Origin of the sequence: Brevundimonas sp. R86498, from assembly GCF_044598075.1 — a bacterium.
Lineage (GTDB): Bacteria > Pseudomonadota > Alphaproteobacteria > Caulobacterales > Caulobacteraceae > Brevundimonas.
In genome coordinates this window covers 827,632-848,991 of sequence record NZ_CP139004.1, presented here as the reverse complement: position 1 = coordinate 848,991, position 21,360 = coordinate 827,632, and the positions used below count along the sequence as shown (strand labels likewise).

Here is a 21,360-nt window from a genome sequence, read left to right as displayed (position 1 = left end):
GTCCCGGGGGAACGGCCAGCGATCGGTCGACGCGAAGAGAAGGGCAGCGCCGCGAGCGACGCCTCATCACCAGCGGAACCACGAACCGAGGGTCCGGGTCAAGCGTGGCGGGTCAGAGGGTCCATTCCGTCGTGACAGACAACACCATCACGATGGCCAGAACGAACGGCACCTCATTGGTCATACGCCAGAATTTCGAGGTGCGAACCGAGGTCCCGGCCAGCACCTTTTTCCGCTCGGCCGTCAGATAGATGTGCCAGGCCAGAAGCAGGACCACTCCGATGAGCTTGGCGACCATCCAGGGCTCGGCCAGGAAGGCCGCGCCCCGCATCTGCACATCCAGATGGATCAGCCACAGGCCGAAGATCAGGGACAGGCCCATGGCCGGCTGCAGGATGATTTTCATCAGCCGGGCCTGCCACAGCCGCAGCAGGGTGCGCATTTCGGACTTGAGTGGCTCGGCCTTCTCCGCCTGTTCGGCGTCATAGGCATAGAGTTGGGGCAGGAACAGCAGGCCGGCCATCCAGGCGATGACCGCCAGAATGTGCAGACCCCGCGCCAGATCGTACCAGTTCATGCCGCCTGTTTCCGGTTCTGGCAGGGACAGGCCTTCCACTGCCCCTGACAGCCTGGCCCGGCGGGCGCGATCCCGGTCCGGTCCAGACTTTCGGTCACGGCATCGGCCAGACCGCCGATGAACAGCGGGCTGATCCCGACGGCCGGCACTCGCAGATAGGGGTGCACTCCTGCCTCATGCGCCAGCTCGCCGTATTCGATGTCCAGCTCGACCAGGGTCTCGATGTGTTCGGAAACGAAGGCGATCGGGGTGACCACGAGGCCGATCCCTTCCGCCCCGGCCGCGCGGATGGCGTCGGGCGTCGATGGCCCCAGCCACTTCAGGGGGCCAACCCGGCTCTGGTAGCACAGCAGCCAGTCGGTCAGACCCGCCGCCGCGGCGACGGCCGCCACCGTGGCCTCGACCTGTTCCTGATAGGGGTCCCCGTCCTTGTGCACGAGCTTCTCCGGAATCCCGTGAGCCGAGAACAGGACCCGCACCTTGCGCCCCGCGTGGTCCCGCTCCGCCTCGGCCAGCTTCTGGCGGATCCCTTCGGCCTGGGCCTCGATCCAGCCGTTTACGCGCGGATAGCAACAGATCGTCCGGGTCCGGCCCGACCCCGCATAGGCGGCGTTCCAGGCCTTCAGCGAAGACCGGGTCGTGGTCGTCGAGAACTGGGGATAGAGGGGCAGGAGGACGATCTCGTCGGGCCCCCAGGCCGCCACATCGACCGCGGCCTCCTCGGTCAGGGGATGCCAGTAGCGCATGGCCATGAAGCTCCTGACCTCATCGCCGGGCAGCCGGGCCGACAGGGCCGCGTCCAGCGCGTCCATCTGCGCCCGGGTCTCGCCCTTCAGCGGCGAGCCGCCGTTCGAGTCCATCATCGCATAGTTGGCCTGGGCGCTGGTCTCGCGGCGCGAGGAAATCAGTTTCGCCAGCGGCGTGCGGAACAGACCCGGCAGACCGATGATGGCCGGGTCGTTGAACAGGTTGAACAGGAACGGCTTGACGGTGGCCGCGTCGTCCGGGCCACCGAGGTTGAACAGGACGATGGCGATCCGGCGACCGGAGGGCCTTCCGGGACTGGAGTTCACTGCGCGCCAATCCGCTTCAGAACCTGCTCGACGTGAGCGATCGGCACGTCCGGCAGGATGCCGTGGCCCAGGTTGAAGATCCATGGACCCGCGCCCCACGCCTCGACAAGCTGATCCACCCTGCGGTCCAGCGCCGCACCGCCGACCCGCAGCAGCAGGGGATCCAGCGCCCCCTGGATCGGCTTGATGGCCTGGACCTCGCGGCCCCGCTGCAGCGAACAGGCCGTATCCAGCGCCACGCCCTGCACATCGACCTCGCGCGCATACTGCGTCGCATGAAGGGCGGAGCCGCGCGGGAAGCCGATCAGGGGCACGGTCACGCCCAGCTCCCGAACCCGCCGGACCAGCGCCTGATGCGGTTTCAGCACCAGTCGCTCGAACAGATCGTCCGGCAGGCCCTCGGCCCAGCTCTCGAAGATCTTCAGGGCGTCGGCCCCGGCATCGGCCTGCATCTTCAGATACCAGGCCGTCGCCTCGACCAGAACCGCCAGCACGGCGTCGACCTTTTCTGGCTCGGCATAGGCATAGGACCGGGCCGTGGCCCGTTCACCCTTGCCGATCGTGTTGTGATGGCCGTCCAGCATATAGGTCGCCACCGTCCAGGGCGCGCCGGCGAACCCGATCAGCGCCCGTTCCGGCTCCAGCTGGCCGCGCACGAGGCTCAGGGTCTGACCCACCTGATGCAGATGCTGGCCCGCGCCCTCGGCGAGGCTCCGCATATGATCGACCGACGGCATCAGCCCCAGCCGGGGGCCCTCACCGGTCTCGAACCAGACGTCCTGGCCCAGGGCCTGGGGGATCAGCAGGATGTCGGCGAAGACGATGGCCGCATCGAAACCGAACCGCCGCATCGGCTGCAGCGTCGCCTCGGCGGCCATCTCCGGGTTCAGGCAGAAAGCGATGAAGTCCGGGGCCTGGGCCCGCAGCGCCCGGTACTCCGGCAGATAACGTCCCGCCTGCCGCATGAACCAGACGGGCGGCCGGGCCAGGGTCTCGCCCTGCAGGACACGGATCAGCGATGGCGTGGTGCTCATGACTTGGCTTTACGGGGGCAAGCCTCGCGCCTCAAGCCCGCACCCTCCCTCTTGTTCTGATCAGAATTAGAAAAGGAATGGAGGCAGTCAGCAGGGGGCGGGATCGTGGGGACAGATCGCCGCTCCGCCGCCTTCCGGACCGGCTTGTCCCCGGCCCGACCCCGGTTGTTCACCTCGCCCCGACCCCCCTGTCGAAACCGGGGATAATCCTTAACGAAACCCTAACGCACGGCGCTTTTCCGGCTCATGGCCCCATCCCGCCGCTGGGGGTCGTTTACCCTTTGTTAGGATTTCCCCAGGCGCTCCGAACCGCCGGCCCGGGCCGGGGATCACTTCGCCCGGGTGCCCCGCATCATCCCCGCCTGTCCCCGCTCGCCCCGTCGCCGGGCCCGGGCTATAGAAAACCATGCCCCGCCGGCGCGCCCGGGCGCCCAGGCCGATCCACAGGAATCCCCCCATTCGCACCCCCTCTGACCCATCTGTCCCGACCGGGGCCACGACATGAGCCCGGCCCGGCCCGCCGGGGCCTCCCGGCTCGCGACCTATTTCCATGTCCACCTGGTCTCGGACTCGACCGGCGAGACCCTCAACGCCATGGCCAAGGCGGTCACCGCCCGTTTCGACGGGGTCATCCCCATCGAGCACATCTACGCCCTGGTCCGCTCGGACCGGCAGATGGAGCGGGTCCTGGGCGAGATCGCCGCCGCCCCCGGCGTGGTCCTCCACACCATCGTCGACCGGGATCTGCGGGCCCAGCTGGAAGAGGGCTGTCGCGCCCTCGACATGCCCCATATCGGCGCGCTGGATCCCCTCGTCGGGGCCCTGTCCCGTTACCTGGGCGCGGCCCTGTCGACCCGGGTCGGGGCCCAGCACACCCTCGACCACGACTATTTCAACCGGATCAGCGCGCTGGACTACGCCATGGCCCATGACGACGGCCAGGGCACGGCCGAACAGCTGGAGGGTGCCGATGTCGTCCTCGTCGGCGTCAGCCGCACCTCCAAGACCCCGACCTGCATCTATCTGGCCCACCGTGGCGTGCGCGCCGCCAATGTCCCCCTTGTCCCCGGCCAGGAGGACGGCGAACGGCTGGTGGGCCTGAAGAATCCCCTCGTCGTCGGCCTGACGGTGTCCCCGGACCGGCTGGTCCAGATCCGCCGCAACCGGCTCGACGGCCTGAATGCCACCCATGCCTCGGCCTATGTGGAGCCGGACGCCGTCCGTGACGAGACCATCAAGGCCAAACGGGCCTTCGAACGCCGCGGCTGGCCCACCATCGACGTCACCCGCCGCTCGGTGGAGGAAACCGCCGCCGCCATCCTCAACCTGCTGACGGAGCGCCGCTCCCATCGCGTCGGAGCCCACTGGTGAGTGCCGCACCCGGCCCCCGTCTGATCCTCGCGTCGCGCAGCGCCGCCAGACGCGCCATGCTGACCGCCGCCGGCGTCCCCTTCACCGCCAAGGATGCCGGTGTGGACGAAGACGCCATCAAGACCCGCCTCAACGGTATCGAGCCGGCGGCTCTTGCTCTCGAGCTGGCCCGGGCCAAGGCCGTCGCGGTCTCGACCCGGGACCCCGACGCCTGGGTGCTGGGCTCTGACCAGACCCTGGCCCTGGAGGGCGGCATGGTCTCCAAGGCCCCGGATTTGTCTGCGGCTCGTGCCCGGCTCGTTTCGCTGCGGGGCCGGCCGCATGCCCTGCATTCGGGGGTGGCCCTCGCCCACGCGGGCCAGGTGGTCTGGTCCTCGGTCGATACGGCGCGGATGCAGGTCCGGGCCTTCTCCGACGCCTTCCTTGACGCCTATCTGGCGGCCGAGGGCGAGGCCCTGCTGGGCTCAGTCGGCTGCTACCGGCTCGAAGGCATGGGCGCGCAACTGTTCGACCGGGTGGAGGGCGACCATTTCACCGTTCTCGGCATGCCCCTTTGGCCCGTGCTGGCCGAGCTGCGCCGGGCCGGGGTCATCCTCGCATGAGCCGCCCCCTCATCACCGGGGTCGCCCGGCTGGGCGGCATCGCCGGCAATCCGGTCACCCGATCGCTCAGCCCGGTCATCCACAACGCCTGGATCGCCGCCGCTGGTCTCGATGCTGTCTATGTCCCGTTCACCCCCCGCGACCCGGCCGGCTTTGACACCCTCGTCGCTGCCGGCCGCGCCGGCCTGCTGGCCGGGATCAATGTGACCGCTCCGTTCAAGGAACAGGCCTTCGCCCTCGCCGATCAGGCCTCGGATACGGCGCGAGCCAGCGGCTCGGCCAATATTCTGGCGTTCCGGGACGGCCAGGTCCTGGCCGACAGCAGTGACGGCTTCGGCCTGCTGATGGCCCTGCGGGAACAGGCCCCGGACCTCAACCTGCCGGGCGCGGCGGTAGTGGTTCTCGGGGCCGGGGGGGCCGCCCGGGCGGCGGCTGCGGCGTTGGCGGGGGCCGGGGGCCAGGTCCGGATCGTCAACCGCACGCGCGCGCGGGCTGAGGCCCTTGCCGCCGATCTGGGGCCTGCGGTCTCGGTGATGGAGGGACCGGACGCCCTTGCTGGCGCGGTGCTCGTGGTCAACGCCCTCAGTATCCCGCCGGAGATCGATCCCGGCCGGCTGGACCCTGGGACCGTGGTTATGGACATGACCTACCGACCCGTCATGACACCGTTTCTTGTCGAGGCCCGTCGCGCCGGGCTGACGACCGTGGACGGTCTGGCCATGCTCATCGGCCAGGCCGGCCCGTCCTTTCAAGCGATCTTCGATGTTCTGCCCCCGGACGTCGTGCTCCGCCCGCTGCTGCTGGCCCATCTCGGAGAACCGGACGACGGGGTCGTGTCGTGATCGTCCTCGGCCTTACCGGGTCCATCGGCATGGGCAAGTCGACCACCGGAGCCATGTTTGCCGATCGCGGCGCCCTCCTCTGGAACGCCGATGACGCCGTCCACGCCCTCTATGCGCCCGGCGGGGCGGCGGTCGCCCCGCTGGAGGCGGCCTTCCCCGGTGTGGTGGTCGACGGTGCGGTGGACCGCGCCCGTCTGGCGGAGGTTCTCGGGCGCGACGACACGGCCTTCCGCCGGCTGGAGACGATCGTCCATCCCCTCGTCGCGGCCGGGCGGCTGGCCGAGCTGGACGCGGCCCGGGCCGCCGGCGTCCGCCTCGCCGTCCTCGACATCCCCCTGCTGTTCGAAACCGGGGGCGACCGGGCTGTCGATGCGGTGGTCGTGGTCACCGCCGACCCGGACACCCAACGTCAGCGGGTGTTGTCCCGGCCGGGGATGACCCCCGAACGGTTCCAGGCCATTCTGGAGCGCCAGATGCCGGACGCCGAAAAACGCCGTCGCGCCGATTTCATCATCGACACGACCGGGGGGCTGGAGGCTGCCCGCGACCGGGTGGATCAGATCATGGGGATTGTTCTGGCTCCGGGCTGGAATTGGCCGGACCGGACCCTTCCGGCAAGCGGCGAAACATCCCATGAGGGGCTATGACCCGCGAGATCGTCCTCGACACTGAAACCACCGGCTTTGACCCGAAAACCGGCGACCGTCTGATCGAGGTCGGCTGCATCGAGATCCAGGACCTGCTCCCGACCGGTCGCACCTTTCACCGACTTGTGAACCCCGAGCGGCTGATCCCGCCGGACGCCATCCGCGTGCACGGCATCACCGACGACAAGGTGCGCGACGCGCCGCGTTTCGCCGAAATTGTCCAGGACCTGATGGCCTTCATCGGCGACGCCCCGGTCATCGCCCACAATGCCCAGTTCGACCGCAACTTCATCGATCATGAATGCGGGCGTTGTGGCCAGCCCCTGCTGGCCGAAACCCGCTGGATCGACACGCTCCAGCTGGCCCAGAAGCGGTTTCCGGGCATGGCCAACTCCCTCGACGCCCTGTGCAAACGCTTCAAGATCAGTCTCGTGGACCGGGCCCTGCACGGGGCCCTGATCGACGCCCGGCTTCTGGCCGAGGTCTATCTGGAGCTCCGGGGCGGCAAGGAGCGCGTGCTGGATCTCAGCAGCCGCCGCGAAGGTCTGGCCGCCGCCGCCCATGCCGCCGCCGGGGGTCATGCCGCGCGTCCCCGCCCCCTCGCCCCGCGTCTGCGGCCCGAGGAGGTGGTGGCCCACACCCTGTTCCTCCAGGCGACGCTGAAGGACACCTCCCTGTGGGCCGCCTACGGCGTCGAGATCCAGCCTGCCTCGATCTAGCAGTGCCGACGTCAACGTGGACCCACATCGGGACTGCGATCAAAGGGATTGGTCGTGCACCAGGTAGCTGGTCCACCTGTTCATGCGCGGAGCCAGCTGCCAGCTCTTAAACCGGATAGTCGGCTTCGTGGAAAAATCGGCTGCTGGCGGTTGGAAGATAAAACCTAAGCATATCAGCTAGTCAGGAAAAAGAGACACGGGTGACTACAGTAAATGGCCAAATCCAACGACCACCGACTCCTTGTCCGTTAAACCTGAGCTGAAGAATATTTTTGGCTTCATTATCGAGTTTAATGTAGCGATGAATCAAGCGACCTGCAGCTTTGTAACCGATGACTGAGAATCCGCGTTCGAGGATTATTCGAGATAATCTATTGATCATCTCAGGATCAGACGGAATCTGCTCTGTCACACACGAAATTTCCACGCCGGTCTCGGGATCGACCCATTCCAGAGCAACACTGATCCCTCCCGGCCAGACGTCGGGTTCATAGGCAACCCAGCAAAGTCTTGGCCAGCAGGATCCGAGCCGATTGATGATGAGTTGCGGTGCCAACTCATCACCATAAAGGGCTTGACCTAGCGTTAGCTCATAGCCTTCATTCATAAGCTGTCTCAGAGCCGTATGGGCTCCTTCAACAATGGATTCGGGCGAGTCCAACTCGTCGCTATTCATAACGGCAGTGCCCTCTGGCTATTGAGGCAGTGTCCGTTGCCCGAAGTCCGGCGGCAACCCTGGTGGCCTTGACGCCGGGTCGGCAAAACCGGCTTAGGCCGTCCCGGCGGCTTGGGCCTGCTGCTGCATCCGGGCGGCATAGATGCCGGCGAAATCGATCGGGTCCAGCATGAAGGGCGGATAGAAGCCGCCGTCCGCCGTCGCCCGGGCCACGATCTCACGGGCATAGGGGAACAGATAGCGGGGGCATTCGATCAGCAGCAGGGGCTCGATGTCCTTTTCGGCGATCCCGGTCAGCTGGAACAGGCCACCGTACAGCAGCTCGACATGGAACACGGCCGTCGACTCGGTCGAGGCCTTGATCGACAGTTTGATGTCGACCTCGAACAGGCCGTCGGGGCGACCCTGGGCGTTCAGCTCAACGCCCATGTCGATCTGGGGCTTGCCCTCGATGCGCAGGCTGTCGGGGGCCTTGGGGTTCTCGAACGACAGGTCGCGAACGAACTGGGCAAGGATGCGGAAGCCCGGCAGGGGCGGCTGGCCCGGCTGGGGGTTGGTCTCGGCGGGGGGGACGTCGGTCATGGAGGGAGCCGTTCGATCTGGCGAGGGGCGAGGGGGCGGCGACTAGCATCGGGCCGGAGCGCCCGCAACACGGGTGACGATGTCGCGTGGGATGCGAGTCGCCTTGCGCACGCCTATATCTGACCCTAATCGTCGACAACGTGCTTGACCCTCAGGGTTTCGCCCCCGACGCAATCCAGGGATTTCCCGTGCCGGTTCAGTTCTCGATCGTCATCTTCGCCGTCATCGCGGCCTTTATCCTGTTCCAGCTCTACAATGTTCTGGGCAAGAAGGTCGGGCGTCAGCCCCAGGAGGGACCGCGGACGCCTGCCCTGCCCGCCGCCGGGGCCGAACCGGCCCTGCGCACGCCGGGCGTCGACGCCACCGTCCTGGCCGCCGCGGCTTCCCTGCGGGCCCGGGACCCGGCCTTCGACCCGGCCAAATTCATCGAGGGGGCCCGTCAGGCCTATGAGACCATCGTGCGTGGCTATGCCTCGGGCGACCGCGCCGCCCTGACGCCGCTGCTGACGCCCGCCGTCCTCGCCTCGTTCGAGACCGGCATCGCCGCACGCGAAACCCGGGGCGAGACCGAACAGGTCGAATTCCTTCATCCGCCCCGCGCCGATCTCGAACTGGCCTCCGCCGAGGGCGACCGCGCCGTGGCCAAGGTCCGGTTCCTGGCCGAGATCCGCTCGAAGATCCTGCTGCCCGAGGGTGAGGCCACGCCGGGCGCGCCGGGTGAACCTCGCGTCGAGGAACGCCGCACCGCCGAACACTGGACCTTCGAACGCTCGCTGGGCGCCACCGACCCGAACTGGGTCCTGGCCCGGGTCGAACCCGCGAACGCCTGATGCGGCGACCGGCCCGGGCGGCGGTGACCGCGCGGTGGGCGACGATCGTCGGCCTGGTCATGGTCTCGGCCTGCGCCTCGGGACCCGACACCGTGCCAGGGCCGGGGCCGACGCCGCCGGCACCCGGGCCGGTGACCCCTGACACGCCTGTCGCATCGGTTCCTGTCCTCGCCGGACCCGAAACCCTGCCGTCCTGGGCCGATGAGGACCATCTGGCCGCCTTCGACGCCTATGCCGCGACCTGCGATGTGGCGCGCGATCCGGCCTCTGCCCGGCAGTGCGCGCGCGCCCTCGACATCCGCCGGCTGTCAAAGCCGGTCACCCCCTCGGCGGCCCGGGTCTTTTTCGAAACCGGGTTCTCGGTCGTCGAGGCTCTGCCCGCCGAAGGCCGCACCGGTTTGCTGACCGCATATTTCGCGCCCGAATACAGCGCGCGCCGGGTTCCTGACGCCGAGTTCGACGCCCCGGTGCTGTCGCCGCCGCCGGGCTGGGTCCGCGGACAGGTCCTGCCCGTGCGCGCCGAGATCGAGGCCGGGCCGCCGCCCTCGCCGCCGCTGGCCTGGATGCGGGCCGAAGACCTGTTTTTCCTTCAGATTCAGGGCTCGGGCTATCTGACGTTCGAGGACGGCTCGACCGCTCGCGCCGCCTATGCCGCTGACAACGGTCAGCCCTTTGTCGGGATTGCCCGGCCCATGGCCGATCAGGGCCTGCTGCCGCCCAACGGCACCTCGGGCGATGCGATCCGGGCCTGGCTGGCCGCCCATCGGGGTCCCGAAGCCCGCGCCGTCACAGCCCTCAACCCTCGCTACATCTACTTTGCCCTCCAGCCCGATGATGGCGGGCACCCTGCCGGGGCGGCCGGTGTGGCGCTGGGTCCGCGCCGCGCCATCGCCGTCGATCCCGGCAGCTGGAGGTATGGCGACCTGGTGTGGATCCGCGCGGACGGCGGCAATCTGGTCGGAGCCCGGGGTAGCTATTCCGGCCTCGTCATGGCCCTCGACACCGGCTCGGCCATCCGGGGCCCGGTCCGGGCCGACCTCTATATGGGCCGTGGGGCGCTCGCCGGTGCCGAGGCCGGGGCCGTCCGCCACCCGCTGAGAATGTGGCGACTTGTCCCGCGCTGATACGACCGTGCTGGGCTTTGTCCGCGCAAGCGCCTAGATAGACAGCGGATTCCCCGCCCGGGCCTATCCTTATGACCTCCGTTTCCGGGCGTGCCCTCGAGCGCCTCGTCTACCGCAGTGACGCCGTTCCCGCGTCCGACGGACCGGTGGATCTGTCCGCCATCGTCTCCACGTCGGTCCGCAACAACGGTCGTCGCAAGATCACCGGGGCCCTCGCCCACGAGTCCGGCACCTTTGTCCAGGTGCTCGAGGGGGACACCGAAACCCTGACCGCCCTGATGGAAACCATCGAGCTGGATGCGCGTCACCGCAATGTACGGGTGCTCGCCCGCTGGCCGGTCCAGGCCCAGCTGTTTCTCGGCTGGGCCATGGTGCTGGTCGACACCCGACGGCTGACGCCCCACCTGTCCAAACTCCTGTCCCAGACGGGATCGGGGGCCCAGGTCACCGGCGTCCTGGCCGGTCTGGCCAATGCCCGTCTGGGGTCCGCCGCCTAGCGTCGACGCAGCCCGCCCAGAACGCCCCGGATCAGCTCGCGCGTCAGGGTCGATCCCGCCGTCCGCAGCACCGACTTGGTCAGGGCCTCCAGCGGCGTCTGGCGGGTGGACCGTCGCTGGGCCTTCGGCTTTTCGGCTGCCCGGGAGGCCGGTCCAGCGGCGTCATGTGACAGTCGCCGCGCCAGAACTTCCTCGGCCGACTCGCGGTCGATCGCGGTATCGTACATGCCCCGGACCGGACTGGCCGCCATCACCGCTGCCCGCTCGGCGGCCGTCGCGGGCCCCAGCCGGCTGTCCGGCGGCCGGATCAGGGTCCGCGCCACCACCCTGGGGGCCCCCTTCTCGTCCAGCGTCGAGACCAGCGCCTCCCCCGTCCCCAGCGCCTGGATCGCCTCCACGGTGTTGAAGTTCGAGTTTACTCGAAAACTGTCCCCCGCCGACTTCAATCCCCGTTGCTCCGACGGCGTGTAGGCCCGCAGCGCATGCTGGATCCGGTTTCCCAACTGGGCCAGGACACTGTCGGGAATATCCGCCGGATTCTGGGTGACGAAGTAGACGCCCACCCCCTTGGAACGGATCAGGCGGACGACCTGTTCGACCTTTTCCAGCAGGGGCCGCGGCGCGTCCCGAAACAGCAGATGCGCCTCATCGAAAAAGAAGACGAGGCGTGGCTTGTCAGGATCGCCGACCTCGGGAAGCTGTTCGAACAGTTCTGACAGGAGCCACAGCAGAAACGCCCCGTAGAGGCGGGGTGAGGACATCAGACGCGTGGCGTCCAGCACATTGACCTGGCCCCGGCCGTCGGCACCAACACGGATCATGTCGTCCAGCCGCAGCGCGGGTTCTCCGAAGAAGGCCTCCCCGCCCTGCTGCTCGAGCTGGAGCAGACCGCGCTGGATCGCGGCGATCGAGGCCGGGGCGACATGGCCGACCTCCCGCCCGATGCGGGCACTGTCTCCCGCCACATAAGTCAGCACGCTACGCAGATCGTCCAGGTCCAGCATCAGCAGGCCTTCCTTATCGGCGACATGGAAGGCCACCGTCAGAACCCCTTCCTGAACCTCGTTGAGATCCAGCATCCGGGCCATCAGCAGGGGCCCGATCTCGGAGACCGTGGCCCGGACCGGATGGCCCTTCTCGCCATACAAATCCCAGAACACGGTCGGTGCTCCGGCCGGTGTCAGCACCAGGCCCATGCCCGCGGCCCGGGCCAGCAACTTTTCGTTGGGCGAACCCGGCTGGCTGATTCCTGACAGATCACCTTTCACATCGGCGCAGAAGACGGGCACACCCATGGCCGAGAATCCTTCGGCCATGATCTGCAGGGTCACAGTCTTTCCCGTTCCCGTGGCACCGGCAATGATGCCGTGACGGTTGGCCCGGTTCCACAGCAGGACCTCGCGCTCGGGGCTGCTTCCTTCCGCAGATTGTCCCAGAAACAGTCCGGTGGCGGCGGTATCAGTCATGGGCGGGCTCCTTGCGGACACCCTGCTTAGCCGGGCCTGTCCTCCTGTTCCAGCAAACCCGCTGGAAGGACGATTGACCGCGACCACTACGCCACCGACAGTCGAATCATGAAAACACCGATCGCCGTCCCGCCCTCCGCCGTCGGCCGCAATGCCATCGTCGTCATTGCTGTCGTGGCGGCCGGGGCGGCGCTGTACTGGCTGCGCGACATCCTGACCCCGCTCGCCATGGCGATCTTCCTGATGATCATGATCGACGGGGTGAAGCGGTCCATTGAGCAACGGACACAGCTCCCGGATCATTTGGCGGGGATTGCAGCGGTTTCCCTGGTGGTGGTCGGCTTCTTTGCCGCCATCGCCTTCATTGTGAACGGAGCGGCCGGCTTCTTCACGGACATGTCCGGGATATCCAGCGGGATCGGACCGCGGATCGACGCCGTCATCGAGGATGGGGCCCGGCTGGTCGGGGTGGAGGCGGCACCGACCGCCCAGGAGTTGCTGACGGGAATCGACCTGCGGGGCTATCTCACCAGCCTGGCCTTCCAGATGCAGGGCGTGGCGTCGGGCTCCTTCTTCGTCCTGGTCTATCTGGGCTTCCTGCTGGCCTCACAGGTCGGGTTCAGGCGCAAGATTGTGGCGATGTTCCCCCAGCGTGAGCAACGGGCCGAGGCCATGGGCGTCTTCGAACGCGTCCGTGGGGGGGTCGAGGGCTACCTTTGGGTGCAGACGGTGACAGGTGCCATGATCTGCGCGGCGGCCTGGATCCTGATGCGGGTTGTCGGCCTCGAGCATGCCGAGTTCTGGACGTTCATCATCTTCGTGGTCGGCTTCATTCCGGTTCTGGGAGGCGCGGTGGCCGGTCTTGCCCCGCCCCTGTTTGCGCTCGTCCAGTTTCCCACCTACTGGCCGGCCCTGATCCTGCTCGTGGGGCTTCAGACCATCCTGTTTCTGGTGGGCAATCTGATCCAGCCCCGCATGCAGGGCGAGAACCAGAATATCGACCCGGTCGCGGTTCTTCTCGCGCTTGCTCTGTGGGGCAAGTTATGGGGCGTGGTCGGCATGTTCCTGTCGACACCCCTCGCTGTTATGGCCATGGCCATCCTTGCAGAGTTCAGGGGCACGATGTGGATCGCCGTCCTGCTCTCCGGTGATGGCAAGCCCTATGCGGACGAGCCGGAGTCTACACCACACCGTCCTCCAGCCCGCCGTCCTGACCGCGTCAAACCGCCGCGGCCGGGCAGTGCAGAACCCTGACTGGCTCGCCTTGAAGGGGCCGGCCGGCTTCCCATCTTCTCTCCAGACGCAGCGGCCTCCCCTCCCCTCCCCCCGGCCGCAGCGGCTCTGAACCCGCGCCCATTCCCCCTCCAGCGCGGGTCCTCAAGAGAGGCCGTCGGACGCCCGTCCGGCGGCCTTTTCTCTTTGACAGACCGGGCCCGGATGCGAGCAGGAACGGCCGGCCCACGCCGAAAGGCCACAGCGCCTATTTCAGGCCACGGGAAGCCAGTTTGTCGTATATCCCCTTCCCGCGCGCGTCTGCCCGGCCTATCCAGCGCCGAGAGGTCGGGCGCACCCGTTCGGTGATCCAAATCGTAACGGACTGTCGATAGCGTCCGGTCCAGACCCGGCGGCCCCTGCCGCGCTACGCGAGACCCTGCCCATGCCCGGCAAACCCCGCATCCTGTCCCGGCCCTCTGACCCCGAAAGCCTTGCACGGGCCTTTGCGACGGCCCTGGGACGGGCGGGGACGCTTGCGGATCTGGAACGCTCGTTCATTGACCAGGCCTGCGAGGACTATGCTGAGGAAGAGACCCCGGAACTGGCCCGGGATGACGTCGGGGTTCTGCTGGCCGATGCCTGGCGCTGGGCAGAACAGAGAACAGCGGGTGACCCGCCCCGCATTGAAGTCAAACCCCTGATTGCTGCGCGCGGTCGTGTCACGCCCTATGACGTGGTTCAGATTATCCAGGATGACCGGCCCTTTCTTGTCGACAGTCTCATGGGGGAACTGGCCGATGCGGGCGTGTCCGTCAGGGCCCTGTTCCATCCGGTTGTCCCCGTTCTTCGTGATCCTGAGGGCTCGCGGTATGCCGACGGCACAGCGCGGGAGTCGCTGATCGTCATCGTCATCGATCCGCTCCCGCCGGAGCGCAGACAGGCCCTCATGGCGGGAATCGAGCAGACCCTGGCGGATGTTCATGCGGCCGTGGCGGATTTCCCGGCCATGCGTGAACTGATGCAGAGGTCGGTCGCTCATCTGGAAGCCTGCCCCGCAGGCATCGATCCGGAGATCGTGGCCGAGAACCTCGAATTCCTCCGCTCTCTGAACGATGACCACTTCGTGTTCCTCGGTGCTCGCAACTACGAGTATCCGCGTACTGCCGATGGCGGCTATGCAGCCGAGGCCCCGCTGGACCAGGCCGAGGCGGGCGTAGGGGTTCTGCGAGATCCCGCCCGAACCGTGCTGCGCCGGACGTCCGAACCCGCCGTCCTGACCGCCCAGATGAAGCGTCAGATCGACCTGAGCGATCCGGTCACTGTCGCCAAGGCCAACCTGCGCAGCCGGGTCCATCGCCGGGCCTATATGGACTACGTTGGCGTCAAGCGTTTCGGCGATGACGGGCGACCATCCGGAGAAATCCGCTTCGTCGGCCTGTTCACCGCCGACGCCTATGATCGCCCTGCCTCCCAGGTGCCGCTGATCCGGCGCAAGGTCGCCAACGCCCTTGCCCGTGCCGCCAAGACCCCCGGCAGCCACAATGAGAAGCGCCTTCGGAACATTCTCGAAAACTATCCCCGCGACGAGCTTTTCCAGGTCACCGAGGATGAACTTCTGACCACGGCCCTCGGGATCCTGCACCTCTACGACCGACCGCGGATCAAGACGTTCACCCGCAATGATCCGTTTGACCGTTTCGTCTCGGTCCTCGCCTTCGTCCCCCGTGAACGCTACGACGCCAGTGTCCGGGAGCGGATTGGACGGATCCTTGCCCGGGCCTGGGGCGGACGGGTTTCGGCCTGGTATCCGCAACTGTCCGACGCGCCTCTGGTGCGGATTCACTACATCATCGGGCTCACCCCGGGGGAGCATCCCACGCCCGATCCGACTGCGCTTGAGGCGGAGATCGTCGAGACCGGGCGCAGCTGGGTCGACCGGTTCGAGAGCGCGCTGCGGGCCGACGATATTGATGAAAGCCAGATCGGGGCCCTGAGCGCCCGTTGGGCCGAGGCCTTTGGACCGGGATATCGGGAGCGCTATGACGCCGCCGAGGCCGTCGCTGACCTGCAACAGATCGATCGCCTGAACGACTCGGGCCAGACGGGGGAGGAGGCGGGCGAGCCCGTTGCAGTCCGTGCCTTCCGGACGCCGGCAGACACGCCGTTGCAGTTCCGGTTCAAGCTCTATCGCCGCGGCGCCGCCGTTCCGCTTTCGGACGTGCTGCCCATCCTCGCGGATATGGGGTTGAAGACACTGGAGGAGTTCGGACACGCGATCCGTCCGGCGGCACAAACCGGACTGGGCGGTCCCATCCATGTTCACGAGTTCCTGCTGGAGGACCCGCGCGGGGCCGGGCTGGACTTCGCCAACGTCAAGGAGCCCTTCGAAGCGGCATTCTCGGCGGTCTGGAGCGGCAGGACCGAAAGCGACGGCTTCAATCGACTTGTTCTTGAATTGGGTGTCGGCTGGCGCGAAGCGGCCCTGATCCGAACACTCGCCCGCTATCGCCAGCAGACTGGTCTGGATCCGTCCCAGGCGGTGCAGGAAGAGGCGCTTCGGGATCATCCGGCGATCGCCCGGGCGCTGCTGTCCCTGTTTGCCTGCCGCTTCGACCCCACAGCGGGTGGATCGTCGGCGGAACGGGCCTCGACCTGTGCTGAGCTGACCGGGAAAATCACCGCCCTGCTTATGGAGGTGAGTTCGCTGGACCACGACCGGGCGCTGCGCCGGCTCTCGACCCTGATTGGTGCCATCAAGCGGACCAACTACTACCAGACGGCGGCGGACGGCACACCTAAACCCCATATCTCGATCAAGATCGCCTCGCGCGAGCTGGACGAGCTGCCACTGCCCAAGCCCTATCGCGAGATCTTCGTCTGGGCCCCGCATGTTGAGGGCATCCATCTCCGCTTTGGTCCGGTCGCGCGCGGGGGTTTGCGCTGGTCCGATCGGCGAGATGACTTCCGCACCGAGGTGCTCGGGCTGGTCAAGGCGCAGCAGGTCAAGAACGCTGTCATCGTCCCGGTGGGCTCCAAGGGCGGCTTCTTTCCGAAGCACCTTTCCGCTCTCGTGCGCGCGGGAGGGGACCGCGACGCCCAGCAGGCGGAGGCGGTCAGGGCCTACCGAACGTTCCTCTCGGGTCTGCTCGACATCACCGACAATATCGCCGCCGACGGATCGGTGATCCGCCCGACCGATGTGGTCGCGTTCGAAGGCGATGATCCGTATCTGGTCGTTGCGGCGGACAAGGGAACAGCCACCTTTTCAGATATCGCCAACGGCGTTTCGGCCGACTACGGCTTCTGGCTGGGCGATGCGTTCGCCTCCGGGGGCTCGGTCGGCTACGACCACAAGGCCATGGGGATTACCGCCCGCGGTGCGTGGGAGGCGGTCAAGCGCCACTTCCGCGAGCTGGGGAAGGACATCCAGACCGAGCCCTTCACCGTCGTCGGCGTCGGCGACATGTCGGGCGACGTGTTCGGCAACGGGCTTCTGCTGTCGAAGGCCTCGAAACTCGTTGCCGCCTTCGATCACCGCGACATCTTCATCGACCCGAACCCGGATCCGGCCGTGTCCTGGAAGGAACGCAACCGTCTGTTCCAGCTCCCGCGCTCGTCCTGGCAGGACTATGAAGCCACGAAAATCTCGACCGGGGGCGGGGTGTTTTCGCGCGCGGCAAAGTCCATCAGCTTGACCCCCGAAATCCGGGCTGTGCTGGGTATTGCGGACGAGGCGCTTGATCCGGTCAGCCTGATCCGGGCCATCCTGAAAGCCCCGGCCGAACTCCTGTATCTCGGTGGTATCGGCACCTATGTGAAATCTTCTGCCGAGACCGACGCCCAGGTGGGCGACAAGGGTACGGATGCCCTGCGGGTCAACGCGGATGAGCTCAGGGTCAAGGTGGTGGGGGAGGGGGCCAACCTGGGCTTCACCCAGGCCGGCCGCATCGCCTTTGCCGCAGGCGGCGGGCGGATCAATACCGACGCCATCGACAACTCCGCTGGAGTCGACACTTCTGATCATGAGGTCAACATCAAGATCCTGATCGGTTCGGCGGTCACAAACGGCGTGCTGCCGCTGGCGGAACGCGTGCAGCTGCTGGCTTCGATGACCGAGGAAGTCGGCCTCAAGGTCCTGGCCCACAACTACGATCAGACCCTTGCCCTGACGCTGCAGCAGGCGGAGGGGACCGCCGCCCTTGATCAACAGCAACGCTTCATGCAGTCCCTGACGGCGCGCGGCAAGCTGGACCGCAAGGTCGAGGGTCTGCCTGACGATCTGAGGATGGCCGAGATGAAGGTCTCCGGTCACGCCCTGACCCGACCTGAGCTGGCCGTCCTCACCGCCTATGCGAAACTCGAGCTCGCCGAGGACATTGTGGAGTCGCGCGCGCCCGAGGACCCATTCTTCGAGCAAACCCTTGTGCGCTACTTCCCGGAACCGCTGGCGCGCTTTGAGGACCAGATGAAGGGGCACCGGCTGCGGCGCGAGATCGTGGCCACGGTACTGTGCAACGAGATCGTCAACATGGCGGGCCCGACCTTCCCGGATCGCCTGCGCGGGGCCGCCGGCTGCGACACCACCGGACTGGTGATTGCCTTCGAGGCGGCACGACGCGTCTTCCGTCTGGACGAGGCCTGGGATGCGGTGAGCGCGCTCGACATGAAGGTACCTGCCGAGACCCAGACAGCCTTGTATCAGGAGGTCGCCACCGTCCTGCGGCGTCAGACCTTCTGGCTCGCGCGCCGGGCCGGGCTCGAGGGAGCCACCGTCGACGGCCTGATCGCGGCCTACCGCCCTGCGGCGGACGCCTTGCGCCGTGAGGGCGGGGATGTCCTGTCCCGCTTCGAGCAGCAGCGGCTGCGGGCCCGGCTCAAACGTTTCGCCGACATGGGGGTGGGCGAGGACCTCGCCCAGGTCATCGCCATGTTGCGGCCCCTGGTCGCCACGGCGGACATCGGCGATCTGGCGCGCGACGCCGGTTGGTCGGAGCCTCGCATGGCGCGTCTCTACCACCAGGTCGGGGCCGCCTTTGATTTTGATCGCCTGAGAGCCGCAGCCGGCGCTGTCCCGTCGGGAGACCACTTCGATCGTCTGGCGGTGCGCCGGCTGATTGAGGATCTGATGGGCGAGCAGGTCGCGCTCACGCGGGCGGTCGCAGCCGTCTCCGATCCCTCGGTCGGGGACAGCGAGGCGACGGCCGAGGCTGCGGTGGACGCCTGGATCGGGGCACGCCAGACCCTGGTCGAGGGCGTCAGGGCTGCGGTGGACGAGATCGAGGCCTCTGGCACGGGGTGGACCTTTGCCAAGCTGACCATTGCAAACGGTCAGATCCGTCAGATCATCGGGTCAGCCTGATGCCACGCAAGTTCCTCGTGATCGCTGACGACAGCCCCGAGTTCGAGGCCGCATTGCGCTACGCCGCCCGGCGGGCCCGGTCGACCAATGGTCGCGTGGTCCTGCTGCGCATCATGCCGGGCGGATCCGACGAGCACTGGTCGGGGGTGCGCGAGGAGATCCAGCGCCAGCAGCGAACTGAAGCCGAGGCCCTGCTGACCAGACTGGGTGAGGAAGCGGGCGCTCGCTCCGGCGCACCGCCGCTCTTCCTGATCGAGGAAGGCGAGCCGCTCGCTGTGATCCGAAAGGTTGTCGGCGAAGATCCCGAGATCAAGATTCTGGTTCTCGCGGCTGCCGGTGGTTCGCGGGGTCCCGGGCCGCTCGTTTCCGCCGTGCTGAAGCAGGGCGCGGCCTTCTCGGGGCGCAAGCTCCCGGTGACGATCGTGCCGGGCGAGCTGACCGACGCCGAGATCGAGGATCTGGCCTGAACCGTCTGGTGTGCCTCCGGTAGAGAGCCTCGCTCTTGAATGCGGAGGGCAGGGGGCGCATTTCTGGCGCATGTTCATCCAGACCGAACCCACCCCCAATCCCAATGCCCTGAAGTTCCTGCCGGGCCGCGATGTGGCCATCGAGGGCTCACGCGAGTTCCTGACCATCGATCAGGCCGCGGCATCGCCCCTGGCCGAGGCCCTGTTCCAGCTGGAAGACGTGACCGGTGTGTTCTTCGGTGCCGACCACATCTCGGTCACCCGGGCGGCTCATGGCCGGGACTGGAGCGCAATCAAGCCGGAAATCCTGCCGATCATTATGGACCACTTCGTCTCGGGCGCGCCCCTGATGCGTGACGGTCCGGCCAGTGTCGAAGACGGTGCGCCGGACACCGAGATTGTCGCAGAGATCAAGGCCCTGCTGGACAGCCGCATCCGCCCGGCCGTGGCCCAGGATGGCGGGGACATCCTCTTCGACGCCTTCGACGAGGAGACGGGCGTACTGAGCCTGAGAATGCGGGGCGCGTGTGCCGGTTGTCCGTCCTCGGCGATGACGCTGAAGGCCGGGGTCGAACAGATGATGCGCCACTATGTGCCCGAGGTGACCCGGGTCGAACAGGTGATCTGAGCCTGTGAGGGTTCTGGTGATCGACACCGCGCTGGAGGCCTGCACCGCCGCGGTTTTCGACGGGGACATGGCCCTGGCCGTCCGGTCCGAAATGATGGCCCGCGGCCATTCTGAACGCCTGGGCGGTTTCGTCCGTGACGCGGTCGTGGAAGCGGGCGGCGGGTTTGGCGCGATCGACCGGATCGGGGTCACGGTCGGCCCCGGGTCCTTTACAGGCCTCCGTGTGGGTCTGGCCTTTGCCCAGGGTCTGGGGGCCGCGCTGGGTCGTCCTGTTGTGGGCATCTCGACCCTTGCGGCGCTGGCCTGGTCCGCCGATGCGGGAGCAGGTCGGACGGCGGCCGTGATCGATGCGCGCCGGGGACAGGTCTATCTCCAGAGGTTCCAGAACGGCCGGCCTCTATCGCCTCCCGAAGCGATGGTGACGGAGGAGGCCGGCGTGTTGCTGGGAGGGGCCGATGGACCGTGGCGGCTGACCGGGTCCGGGGCTGAGCTCGTCGGCGGTGATGCCCCCGGAGAGCGCGTGCCGTCACCGGTGGCTCTCGCGTTTCTGACCGAAAGCGCGGAGCCGGCAGCCCATCCCCCCCATCCCCTGTATCTTCGCGCGCCCGATGCGATCCCGCCGACCCGCCTGCCGGGTCAGGCCCGACCGGTCCCCGCGAGCGCCGGATGAGCGAGGCAGACCCCCTGTCCCGGGAGTTGGCCGAGCTACATGCTGAAACGTTCGATGCCCCCTGGACAGCCCAGGCCTTCGCCGGCCTGCTCAACCAGCCCGGTATGATGCTGGAAGCGGAGCCTGGGGGTTTCATTCTGGCCCGCGTTGCGGGCGACGAGGCCGAGATCCTGACACTGGCCGTCCGGCCAACGGTGCGGCGTGAGGGGATCGCCTCCCGATTGGTCGCTGCAGCCGCGGTGCGGTCCGCGTCCGCAGGGGCTGAGCGGCTGCTGCTGGAGGTGGCCGAGGACAATGCTGCCGCGCGTGCCTTGTACGCGCATCTGGGCTTCGAAACAGCCGCTCGCCGGCGGCGCTACTACGCCAGACCGGACGGTGAATCTGTCGACGCCCTGCTACTGGTTCTCAACTTGGCGGGCCGGCTTCCCAGCCGGTGATCGCCGCCCTATCTTGCCGCCATGGACCGGATCGAAAAACTCTGCGCTGAACGCGGCATGCGCATGACTGAACAGCGCCGGGTGATTGCCCGGGTGCTGGGCAGCGCCGAGGATCACCCGGACGTCGAGGAGCTCTATCGCCGGGCTTCGGCGATCGATCCGCACATCTCGATCGCCACGGTCTACCGCACGGTCCGGCTGTTCGAGGAGGCCGGCGTGGTCGAGAAGCACGACTTCGGCGACGGCCGCAGCCGCTACGAAGAGGCGGGCGACGATCACCACGATCATCTGATCGACACCCGAACCGGGGAGGTGATCGAGTTCTTCGACGCCGAGATCGAGCGGCTGAAGACCGAGATCGCAGAGCGTCTCGGCTTCGAACTGGTCGGCCACAAGCTGGAACTCTACGGCAAGGCCATACCCGGAGCCGAGCCATCGAGACGTGAAGGTCTCATCTTCACCCGCAACGCCGCCCGGGTGAATCCGGAGGAGCTCTCCTGACCCTGTCCGGGGTGGCTGTCTTGCCGCTGTCGGGATCGGCGAT

At 67.4% G+C, this 21,360-nt stretch carries 21 protein-coding genes; 15 read left to right on the top strand and 6 right to left on the bottom strand.

Translation table 11 applies throughout. The features are described from left to right. Window positions 1-112 precede the first annotated feature (112 nt). Genes SJY26_RS04290 through hemE form a run of 3 tightly spaced genes read right to left on the bottom strand, consistent with a single transcriptional unit; the run spans window position 113 to window position 2,684 of the window. Window positions 113-577, bottom strand: a complete 465-nt coding sequence (locus SJY26_RS04290) for a CopD family protein (RefSeq protein WP_396594916.1) — start codon at window positions 575-577, stop codon at window positions 113-115. Further along, window positions 574-1,650, bottom strand: a complete 1,077-nt coding sequence (gene hemH, locus SJY26_RS04285; RefSeq protein ID WP_396594915.1) for a ferrochelatase — start codon at window positions 1,648-1,650, stop codon at window positions 574-576. Before hemH ends, SJY26_RS04290 begins: the two co-directional genes overlap by 4 nt. Beyond that, a complete protein-coding gene (gene hemE / locus SJY26_RS04280) occupies window positions 1,647-2,684 on the bottom strand; it encodes a uroporphyrinogen decarboxylase (RefSeq protein ID WP_396594914.1) in 1,038 nt (345 codons plus the stop codon). The genes hemH and hemE overlap by 4 nt, the downstream gene beginning before the upstream one ends. Window positions 2,685-3,185: 501 nt before the next feature. Between hemE and SJY26_RS04275 the strand changes: the two genes are divergently transcribed. The 5 genes from SJY26_RS04275 to dnaQ are packed head-to-tail and all read left to right on the top strand — an operon-like array spanning window position 3,186 to window position 6,865. Beyond that, window positions 3,186-4,055: a pyruvate, water dikinase regulatory protein gene (locus tag SJY26_RS04275; RefSeq protein WP_396594913.1), complete on the top strand. Its 870-nt coding sequence runs from the start codon at window positions 3,186-3,188 to the stop codon at window positions 4,053-4,055. Further along, window positions 4,052-4,657: a Maf family protein gene (locus SJY26_RS04270; RefSeq protein WP_396594912.1), complete on the top strand. Its 606-nt coding sequence runs from the start codon at window positions 4,052-4,054 to the stop codon at window positions 4,655-4,657. Before SJY26_RS04275 ends, SJY26_RS04270 begins: the two co-directional genes overlap by 4 nt. Further along, on the top strand, window positions 4,654-5,499 hold the full coding sequence (locus tag SJY26_RS04265; RefSeq protein WP_396594911.1) for a shikimate dehydrogenase family protein: 846 nt from the start codon (window positions 4,654-4,656) through the stop codon (window positions 5,497-5,499). Before SJY26_RS04270 ends, SJY26_RS04265 begins: the two co-directional genes overlap by 4 nt. Beyond that, a complete protein-coding gene (coaE, locus tag SJY26_RS04260) occupies window positions 5,496-6,146 on the top strand; it encodes a dephospho-CoA kinase (protein WP_396594910.1) in 651 nt (216 codons plus the stop codon). Before SJY26_RS04265 ends, coaE begins: the two co-directional genes overlap by 4 nt. Beyond that, the gene (gene dnaQ / locus SJY26_RS04255; protein ID WP_396594909.1) at window positions 6,143-6,865 is read left to right on the top strand and encodes a DNA polymerase III subunit epsilon; all 723 of its coding nucleotides are present in this window, start codon (window positions 6,143-6,145) and stop codon (window positions 6,863-6,865) included. Before coaE ends, dnaQ begins: the two co-directional genes overlap by 4 nt. Before the next feature lie 181 nt (window positions 6,866-7,046). Here the strand turns inward: dnaQ and SJY26_RS04250 are convergent, their stop codons facing one another. After that, window positions 7,047-7,472 (bottom strand): hypothetical protein, encoded by a 426-nt coding sequence (locus tag SJY26_RS04250; protein ID WP_396594908.1) that lies wholly within the window; start codon window positions 7,470-7,472, stop codon window positions 7,047-7,049. 162 nt (window positions 7,473-7,634) lie between these two features. Next, a complete protein-coding gene (gene secB, locus SJY26_RS04245) occupies window positions 7,635-8,123 on the bottom strand; it encodes a protein-export chaperone SecB (protein WP_396594907.1) in 489 nt (162 codons plus the stop codon). A gap of 188 nt (window positions 8,124-8,311) precedes the next feature. Between secB and timA the strand changes: the two genes are divergently transcribed. The 3 genes from timA to SJY26_RS04230 all read left to right on the top strand — a co-directional run bounded on the left by timA (window position 8,312) and on the right by SJY26_RS04230 (window position 10,574). Next, window positions 8,312-8,953 (top strand): TIM44-related membrane protein TimA, encoded by a 642-nt coding sequence (timA, locus tag SJY26_RS04240; RefSeq protein WP_396594906.1) that lies wholly within the window; start codon window positions 8,312-8,314, stop codon window positions 8,951-8,953. Next, entirely contained in the window at window positions 8,953-10,077 is a 1,125-nt protein-coding gene (locus tag SJY26_RS04235; protein ID WP_396594905.1) for an MltA domain-containing protein, read from the top strand. The genes timA and SJY26_RS04235 overlap by 1 nt, the downstream gene beginning before the upstream one ends. A 71-nt stretch (window positions 10,078-10,148) precedes the next feature. Continuing rightward, complete coding sequence (locus SJY26_RS04230) at window positions 10,149-10,574, top strand: BLUF domain-containing protein (RefSeq protein WP_396594904.1); 426 nt, start codon at window positions 10,149-10,151, stop codon at window positions 10,572-10,574. Here the strand turns inward: SJY26_RS04230 and SJY26_RS04225 are convergent. Next, window positions 10,571-12,040, bottom strand: a complete 1,470-nt coding sequence (locus tag SJY26_RS04225) for a helicase HerA-like domain-containing protein (RefSeq protein ID WP_396594903.1) — start codon at window positions 12,038-12,040, stop codon at window positions 10,571-10,573. The two genes, SJY26_RS04230 and SJY26_RS04225, sit on opposite strands and share 4 nt — an antisense overlap. Window positions 12,041-12,148: 108 nt before the next feature. On the opposite strand from SJY26_RS04225, the gene SJY26_RS04220 reads away from it, so the two are divergent. From SJY26_RS04220 to SJY26_RS04190, 7 genes are all read left to right on the top strand, one after another. Continuing rightward, complete coding sequence (locus SJY26_RS04220) at window positions 12,149-13,294, top strand: AI-2E family transporter (RefSeq protein WP_396594902.1); 1,146 nt, start codon at window positions 12,149-12,151, stop codon at window positions 13,292-13,294. A gap of 403 nt (window positions 13,295-13,697) precedes the next feature. Beyond that, on the top strand, window positions 13,698-18,614 hold the full coding sequence (locus SJY26_RS04215) for an NAD-glutamate dehydrogenase (protein ID WP_396594901.1): 4,917 nt from the start codon (window positions 13,698-13,700) through the stop codon (window positions 18,612-18,614). Next, window positions 18,614-19,081, top strand: coding sequence for a universal stress protein (locus tag SJY26_RS04210; RefSeq protein ID WP_396594900.1), 468 nt, complete (start codon window positions 18,614-18,616; stop codon window positions 19,079-19,081). The genes SJY26_RS04215 and SJY26_RS04210 overlap by 1 nt, the downstream gene beginning before the upstream one ends. Before the next feature lie 70 nt (window positions 19,082-19,151). Continuing rightward, a complete protein-coding gene (locus SJY26_RS04205) occupies window positions 19,152-19,709 on the top strand; it encodes a NifU family protein (RefSeq protein ID WP_396594899.1) in 558 nt (185 codons plus the stop codon). A 16-nt stretch (window positions 19,710-19,725) separates the two neighbouring features. Further along, entirely contained in the window at window positions 19,726-20,379 is a 654-nt protein-coding gene (gene tsaB / locus SJY26_RS04200) for a tRNA (adenosine(37)-N6)-threonylcarbamoyltransferase complex dimerization subunit type 1 TsaB (protein WP_396594898.1), read from the top strand. Next, complete coding sequence (locus tag SJY26_RS04195; protein ID WP_396594897.1) at window positions 20,376-20,816, top strand: GNAT family N-acetyltransferase; 441 nt, start codon at window positions 20,376-20,378, stop codon at window positions 20,814-20,816. Before tsaB ends, SJY26_RS04195 begins: the two co-directional genes overlap by 4 nt. A gap of 21 nt (window positions 20,817-20,837) precedes the next feature. Beyond that, complete coding sequence (locus SJY26_RS04190) at window positions 20,838-21,317, top strand: Fur family transcriptional regulator (RefSeq protein ID WP_305639739.1); 480 nt, start codon at window positions 20,838-20,840, stop codon at window positions 21,315-21,317. Window positions 21,318-21,360 lie beyond the last annotated feature (43 nt).

Excerpts from the sequence above, each read along its gene's own strand:
- SJY26_RS04290 (WP_396594916.1), bottom strand. The coding sequence starts at position 577 with ATGAACTGGTACGATCTGGCGCGGGGTCTGCACATTCTGGCGGTCATC.
- hemE (WP_396594914.1), bottom strand. The coding sequence starts at position 2,684 with ATGAGCACCACGCCATCGCTGATCCGTGTCCTGCAGGGCGAGACCCTG.
- SJY26_RS04275 (WP_396594913.1), top strand. The coding sequence starts at position 3,186 with ATGAGCCCGGCCCGGCCCGCCGGGGCCTCCCGGCTCGCGACCTATTTC.
- SJY26_RS04265 (WP_396594911.1), top strand. The coding sequence starts at position 4,654 with ATGAGCCGCCCCCTCATCACCGGGGTCGCCCGGCTGGGCGGCATCGCC.
- dnaQ (WP_396594909.1), top strand. The coding sequence starts at position 6,143 with ATGACCCGCGAGATCGTCCTCGACACTGAAACCACCGGCTTTGACCCG.
- SJY26_RS04250 (WP_396594908.1), bottom strand. The coding sequence starts at position 7,472 with ATGAATGAAGGCTATGAGCTAACGCTAGGTCAAGCCCTTTATGGTGAT.
- secB (WP_396594907.1), bottom strand. The coding sequence starts at position 8,123 with ATGACCGACGTCCCCCCCGCCGAGACCAACCCCCAGCCGGGCCAGCCG.
- SJY26_RS04235 (WP_396594905.1), top strand. The coding sequence starts at position 8,953 with ATGCGGCGACCGGCCCGGGCGGCGGTGACCGCGCGGTGGGCGACGATC.
- SJY26_RS04230 (WP_396594904.1), top strand. The coding sequence starts at position 10,149 with ATGACCTCCGTTTCCGGGCGTGCCCTCGAGCGCCTCGTCTACCGCAGT.
- SJY26_RS04225 (WP_396594903.1), bottom strand. The coding sequence starts at position 12,040 with ATGACTGATACCGCCGCCACCGGACTGTTTCTGGGACAATCTGCGGAA.
- SJY26_RS04220 (WP_396594902.1), top strand. The coding sequence starts at position 12,149 with ATGAAAACACCGATCGCCGTCCCGCCCTCCGCCGTCGGCCGCAATGCC.
- SJY26_RS04215 (WP_396594901.1), top strand. The coding sequence starts at position 13,698 with ATGCCCGGCAAACCCCGCATCCTGTCCCGGCCCTCTGACCCCGAAAGC.
- SJY26_RS04210 (WP_396594900.1), top strand. The coding sequence starts at position 18,614 with ATGCCACGCAAGTTCCTCGTGATCGCTGACGACAGCCCCGAGTTCGAG.
- SJY26_RS04205 (WP_396594899.1), top strand. The coding sequence starts at position 19,152 with ATGTTCATCCAGACCGAACCCACCCCCAATCCCAATGCCCTGAAGTTC.
- SJY26_RS04195 (WP_396594897.1), top strand. The coding sequence starts at position 20,376 with ATGAGCGAGGCAGACCCCCTGTCCCGGGAGTTGGCCGAGCTACATGCT.
- SJY26_RS04190 (WP_305639739.1), top strand. The coding sequence starts at position 20,838 with ATGGACCGGATCGAAAAACTCTGCGCTGAACGCGGCATGCGCATGACT.